Source organism: Brockia lithotrophica (assembly GCF_003633725.1).
GTDB classification, from domain to species: domain Bacteria; phylum Bacillota; class Bacilli; order Thermicanales; family DSM-22653; genus Brockia; species Brockia lithotrophica.
Window position 1 is genome coordinate 1 of record NZ_RBIJ01000009.1, and the last position, 5,622, is coordinate 5,622.

The window sequence follows — 5,622 nt, forward strand, 5'->3', positions numbered from 1 at the left end:
GGCCGAATGCGCACCTATCTTCCCCAAGGCCGCATTCTTCACGCCACCGTAAGCCGTGAAGCCGACCGGTGGTTCGTGAGCCTCACGGTAGAAGAAGAGATTCCCGATCCAATTTCGCCAAACGGATCTGCCGCGGGGATTGACGCTGGTTTGGAAAGCTTCATCACGCTGGCAGACGAGACGGGAAGCGTCCAAAAGATTCAAGCACCAAAACCCCTTCGCCGCGCGCTTAAGCGTCTAAAGAAACTTCAGCGTAAGCTTTCCCGCCGGGGTGTGCGGGACAAAACCGGAAGACTCATCGAACGCACGAAGAACTACGAAAAGGCGCGCCTTGAACTTGCCAGGCTCCACCGCCGGATTCAAAACATCCGGCTGGACTTCCTCCACAAGCTCACGGCCGAACTCGTCCGGGTGCATCCGGTGATCGCGATCGAAGATCTAAACGTCGCCGGCATGCTCAAAAATGACCGCCTTGCCCGGCACATCGCCGACGTCGGCTGGGGCACCTTCCGGGCGCTCCTCGAGGCGAAAGCCAAGCTTCGGGGAGTGCGGATGGTGAAGGTAAACCGCTTTGCACCGACGTCGAAGACGTGTTCTGTCTGCGGGTACGTACTTTCTGAGCTTCCGCTTTCTGTCCGAGCGTGGACGTGTCCGGTGTGCGGCACACGCCACGACCGAGACGAAAACGCGGCAAAGAACCTGCTCAAATTTGCCCTGGCAGTCGGCTTATAGACTGCCCTACCGCGAGTTCCGCGGGAAGTGACGCCTGTGGAGAGGAGCTCTGCGGCGGAACGGGAAATCCGGTCTACGAGCACCTCCTTGCGGAAGCAGGAAGCAACTGGGACATTTGTCCATGAGTTGCGGAACGGCGAACTATCCCGGGAGAGGTGGTGGGAACTGAGATCGAACGCCTTCTACTCCGTGGGTCAGGCCAACCAGAAGGAACTGAAAGGCTATAATGGCAATGCGAACACCGGGATCGTCCATGATTCGCTGACCGATTCCTTCCGGTTCAATGTATACATTCCTCCGATGCCGGGAAGAAAAACCGGTCGACGCAGGCGGGGGGCGAACTGGGTCACCGTGCCGCTGAAGGTCTCGTAGCGATACAGGTCCCTTTTGCAGAAACACCTTGATGTCGGCGAGGTTTACACCATTCGGGTCATGCGGAAAGACGACCGATTCGACTGTTTCATCTCTTTCCCCTTGAAAAGCGATCCGTTCCTTTCCTTTTCCCGGACAGAGGTCAGGCTCTGGCCGGGATCGATCTGAACCCGGACATGATAGCCGTCACCGTGGCCTTGCCGAACAGCAACTTCAAGGTTTCTCGCTGTTTCTTTAGACCCGATCTGCTGCATGCCTCCTAGTGAAAAGCGGGAATGGATAACCGGCAATCTGGCCGGTGAGGTGGCCGAATGGCTCGAGTCTTTAGGCGTAAGGCAGGTGGTACTGGAGGAACTTTCCTTTGCCCAGGGCCACAATACTACAATACTAACAAGGTATTAAATCGCATCACCCACAACTTCACAAAAAGTTGATTTTTACTCGTTTTACCGGCGTTTTAAGAAAACGCGGCATCGCCGTATTTACCGTTCCTGCGGTCTACACTTCGCTCATCGGTTTTTTCAAATACGCTGAGACTTACGGACTGAACACCTACCAGACGGTCTTCGTTATAGCCCGCCGTGCGCTGGGGTTCAAAGGAAAGGTTCCGAAGGGTTTGCTTCAGAAGCTTCTCAGACTCCCGCTTGCGGAAGGATGGACGCATTGGAAGCTCTGGGGAAAGCTCTACGGGATGTTTAAAGCGACCCGAAAGAAAATTTTTTACCGTTCCTTCAACATCAAGGGTTACCCCCTTCCGTCTGGGTGGGAGCCATTTTCGCTGAATAGGGTTAAGATTTTTCCCTTAAGCCCGCCGTTCTTCCCTGCCGGGATCGGCCCGGGTTCCCGGCAACACCATGCGGTGGGGTATTAGGCGACGCCGCGGTGATAGAGCAGCGTGTTTACACCGGGAAACGCCTGAGTCAAGGCTTCCAACAGTTCTTACGCTCTTACGCCTCAAAAGGGCAAGAACGCCTCCCACAGCACCCCGCGCGTCCGCGTGTCAACGATGCGCGCACCGTTGCACAGGATGAGCCGGGCGTTGCCCCAACCCGGGCCAAATACGGTACAACCGCCGCTCCCGTGCACCCTGTGGCTAGCGTAAACCGCCCACCCTGACGGCAGAACCAGGCGACGGCCTCGCGGTTCTCTCGCTGATCCGACCCTCTTTGTCCAGGAACGTCCCGTCCATGTTGCTGCCTAACAGCAGATAGATCTCCACCGGCACTCTCCCCCCCGGTCTGGCCCTTTCTTTCACCGTCGAACCGCCCCGTCCGATTCCGTCCACACGTCTTTCTCGGCCGCAAGCCACATGCCACTTCCCATTCTCTGGCCGTTCCGGACGAGGTGCACACGCAAACACGGCGCGACCTCGTAGGCCCAGGCGCGCATGGGACGCGCTCGACTCTCGGCGTCCGTCTACCACACCGTGCGCAGTACCCGCTCGTACAGGTTTTTCGCGCAGTGGGGGCCGTGATAGTCTTCCCATCCGTTAAGCCGCGCCAGGTCACCCGCCCCGAAGCCGCGGTAAGGCTCGCCATACACCCATCCGGCCCAAGCACCAGGCAGGGCCGGGTAACCCCACCCCGTGTCCCAGAACTCGTCGGAGACGCGTGCGTGCCAAGGTACCGATCGTGCCGGCCAGATAGAGTGTGTAATCTAGGAACTGCTTCGCTTCAGCGTGTTATAAACGATATAAACGAACACCCATTCCCCTTCTCAACGCCGAGCCCCCTCCTCCCGGCATGGGTCGACGGCCCGTTTCCGCTTCCCCCTTCAGCTCACCCGGGATATTCTTCTAAGTAAGCTTAAGTTTATTATATTATTAATCTTATAAGATTACTATTTCAAGCACATCCACACGCCAGTCTTTTTACGGGGGCGGGTGAACGTCTCGACACCGCAAACGACGAAATCGATTGGCCAACATTTAATCTCTGGGGTCCAGAGATGTACGCCAAAGCCAGTCGTACAAGATGCTGGTATGGTTGTACTGCGGATCCTTTGCGGCACAAAGCAAAGTGAGCGGCCCTTGTTTGGCCAGCGCGAAAAGATTGCGGACCGCGCGGATTCGCGCGCCGTCCGACATCGAGTTCTACTTCTTACCGCTTACCGCGCGCGGAACACCCCACGGAACACCCCAACACACTCCGGTCGATGGACAAACCAGCGGTGGGGTACGGTATTCGGCGTGACGGCTTTGAGTCACACGCCGACGCGCGCCTTTGCCTTGGGCAGGCCGCGAGCCAAAAGGAAATTAATGGGAGTGCCGCGTGCCGTCGCGTTCCACCGGTGGGTCATAAACGCGTTTCAAGGCGATAAGCAAACTTCTTCTCTTTTCCTTCCTCACTTCTATTTTTGGTATTTTGCTCATCTCCTGGTGCAGCAGGACAATGTCGGCGGTTTGTGCCACGCATTTCCCTTCTTTACTTAACTTCCAGTGCCTGTTTGCTGTACCCTTGTAGCGAGGATGTCGGTATGTTTGAGACGATCCTTAAAGGGCTCCTCATCGTGTGTCTCGGCTTGGTTGTCCTTATGGTCCTGGCGTGGATTCTTGGCGTATCAACGATTTGTGGCTTAGCATCGAGATATTTTCAAATGTATTATTATGTATAAAAAATTATTGTCAGTTATTTTTGACGTTGTTTTTCGTCTATTTTGCTAGCACGCTGCTCAGAAAGTGGGAGGTCAGGCACCACCTGTTGGGGTTGACGTTGGTCGTGTTGTGGATGATGGACCTTAGTCACCAGTTGCGGCTTTACCGGGACAAGCAAACGGGGGAAGCCAAGTTTTTTTCTTGACCAAGCCTAGGGCTGGTCGGAGAGACCCCGGTGCACATCGCGCTTGAAAGAGATGGCGGTAAAGCTAGGAGCGGACATGCCCTTCAGGCGAGCGGCAGAAATTCTAGGCGATCAGCCCCATGGCGGTGAGGCAGGCCGTGCAGGAAGCAGGAGAAGCGCTCAGGCGGGAAGGAGAGTCCAGGAGAGAAGCCGTTTTTGAGAAGGGAGAGACACCCGGAGGTAAAGAGAAGACCTCCAGGCTTTACATAGAGGCCGACGGGATGGTGATAAGACTCCAGAGGAGCGAAGAGAAGAGAAAAGGAAAGAGGTCAGACTCTTTGTAGTTTACACGGGCAAAGAGGAAGTTGGAGGTAGACGGAAGTCTTTGAAGGACAAGCTGGTAATGAGCGGTGTAGGCGAAGGGGAGAAGATGTGGGAGGAGGTTTACTCTGAAGTAGCGAGCCGGCGGGACATGGGTCAGGTGAGGGAAATATACCTTGGGAGCGATGGGGCGGAGCGGGCCAAGCAGGAGGTAGATTACTCCCCTGGGGCGGTACACGTTTTGGATCCTTACCATTTGAACCGGCGGCTTATAGAGGCATTTTGGCACGATGAGGAGACTTACAACGAAGCCAGGCAGGTCGTAGCTTCGAGGGAGTGGGAGAGGGTGGAAGAGGTTTTGAACAAAGCAGTTAGGAGAGTTCGGGGAGTCAGGAAGAAGAGGGTAGAGGGGCTTTGGCGCTATTTGAAAGAGAACTGGTCTGGGAATAATTACTTCTCCTGATACGGAGCGGTTGGGGACTATAGAGGGGGAGGTGCGGCACGGGGCAGGGTGGCGGATGAAGAGGATAGGTGCGAGCTGGACGGAGGCAGGGACAGACAGGATGACACGGGTATTTGTCGGCGCGGTCCAACGGGGAGCTAGTGAAGTACACTTCTCGGCGGGAGTTAAGGCTGGCCGGGCAGGAGCGTTTGGCCCGGGCAGTGCAGGTGGAGGTGAAGCGGAAGGTAGAGGAGGCAGGGAGTTGGCTTAGAGCAAGTTTGCCGGCACTGAAAGGGCCTTCTGCCGGAGCTCTGTGGGTGAAGTATGTGCTACGGGAGTTGAGCCGACCTAGCTATGGGCTAGCTTGAGCCTGGTCGAGGCGGGATTGAGGCGGCGTGGTCTCAAATTTCAGGTAATTTCCTCTCCGAGTTCACCTACTAACTCTTGACGCACACCGACGGTGGGGAGCCGTTTCGCTATCGCCGGATTTTTGGTATACTCTGTAATGAGATCTTTTAAGAAGCGTAAGCGGGTGTGTAGCTTGTGAACAAAACCACCGTTGACCCGGGTGCCAGACGGTTCGACTGCTTGCCGGTTGTGTGGCGTTTGCCGTGGGACGGGACCGATCCGTTGGTATGGTACGAGAGGCTGGCGACTAATGTGCCGACCAGTTTTTTCCTCGAAATGTGGAGACCGGAGGGGTACACCTTTTTCGGCTGCGGCGAGTCTCTCGTGGTGGGCAAGGGCGACGTCTTGACGGTGACGCGCGGCGGGAAAGCGGCGCGGTGGCGTGGAAACCTCCTCGCACAGTTGCGGGGGGTCCTCGCCACACGCCGCGCGCCGAGATGGCCTGGGCTGCCGCCCTTTTTTGGCGGCTTTGTCGGGTACGTAGCCTACGACGCGGCGCGGGCCATCGAGCGCCTTCCCGTGCGGGCCGTTGACGATTTAGCCCTGCCCGAGGTGTACCTGATGGAAACG

Annotated in this window: 5 protein-coding genes and 2 pseudogenes; 5 read left to right on the top strand and 2 right to left on the bottom strand. The window is 56.7% G+C overall.

Annotation, left to right across the window (positions count from 1 at the left end; all coding sequences use genetic code 11):
* Window positions 1-732: RNA-guided endonuclease TnpB family protein (locus C7438_RS08845; RefSeq protein WP_147402041.1), on the top strand; the 732-nt coding region annotated here is incomplete at its 5' end.
* A 416-nt stretch (window positions 733-1,148) separates the two neighbouring features.
* Here C7438_RS08845 and C7438_RS08855 read toward each other — a convergent pair.
* The gene (locus tag C7438_RS08855) at window positions 1,149-1,358 is read right to left on the bottom strand and encodes a hypothetical protein (protein ID WP_121445004.1); all 210 of its coding nucleotides are present in this window, start codon (window positions 1,356-1,358) and stop codon (window positions 1,149-1,151) included.
* A 176-nt stretch (window positions 1,359-1,534) separates the two neighbouring features.
* Between C7438_RS08855 and C7438_RS08860 the strand changes: the two genes are divergently transcribed.
* Window positions 1,535-1,975, top strand: a complete 441-nt coding sequence (locus C7438_RS08860; RefSeq protein ID WP_121445005.1) for a hypothetical protein — start codon at window positions 1,535-1,537, stop codon at window positions 1,973-1,975.
* A 1,056-nt stretch (window positions 1,976-3,031) separates the two neighbouring features.
* On the opposite strand, the gene C7438_RS09675 is transcribed toward C7438_RS08860, so the two are convergent.
* Entirely contained in the window at window positions 3,032-3,190 is a 159-nt protein-coding gene (locus tag C7438_RS09675) for a DUF488 family protein (protein ID WP_121445006.1), read from the bottom strand.
* Between the two features lie 831 nt (window positions 3,191-4,021).
* Between C7438_RS09675 and C7438_RS09060 the strand changes: the two genes are divergently transcribed.
* From C7438_RS09060 to C7438_RS08875, 3 genes and pseudogenes are all read left to right on the top strand, one after another.
* Window positions 4,022-4,225, top strand: a complete 204-nt coding sequence (locus C7438_RS09060) for a hypothetical protein (RefSeq protein WP_147402042.1) — start codon at window positions 4,022-4,024, stop codon at window positions 4,223-4,225.
* Between the two features lie 17 nt (window positions 4,226-4,242).
* Window positions 4,243-4,665 (top strand): annotated as a pseudogene (locus C7438_RS08870) (UPF0236 family transposase-like protein); the annotation flags it as partial.
* Between the two features lie 639 nt (window positions 4,666-5,304).
* Window positions 5,305-5,622, top strand: a pseudogene (locus C7438_RS08875) (hypothetical protein); the annotation flags it as partial.

Excerpts from the sequence above, each read along its gene's own strand:
- C7438_RS08855 (WP_121445004.1), bottom strand. The coding sequence starts at position 1,358 with ATGCAGCAGATCGGGTCTAAAGAAACAGCGAGAAACCTTGAAGTTGCT.
- C7438_RS09675 (WP_121445006.1), bottom strand. The coding sequence starts at position 3,190 with ATGTCGGACGGCGCGCGAATCCGCGCGGTCCGCAATCTTTTCGCGCTG.
- C7438_RS09060 (WP_147402042.1), top strand. The coding sequence starts at position 4,022 with ATGGCGGTGAGGCAGGCCGTGCAGGAAGCAGGAGAAGCGCTCAGGCGG.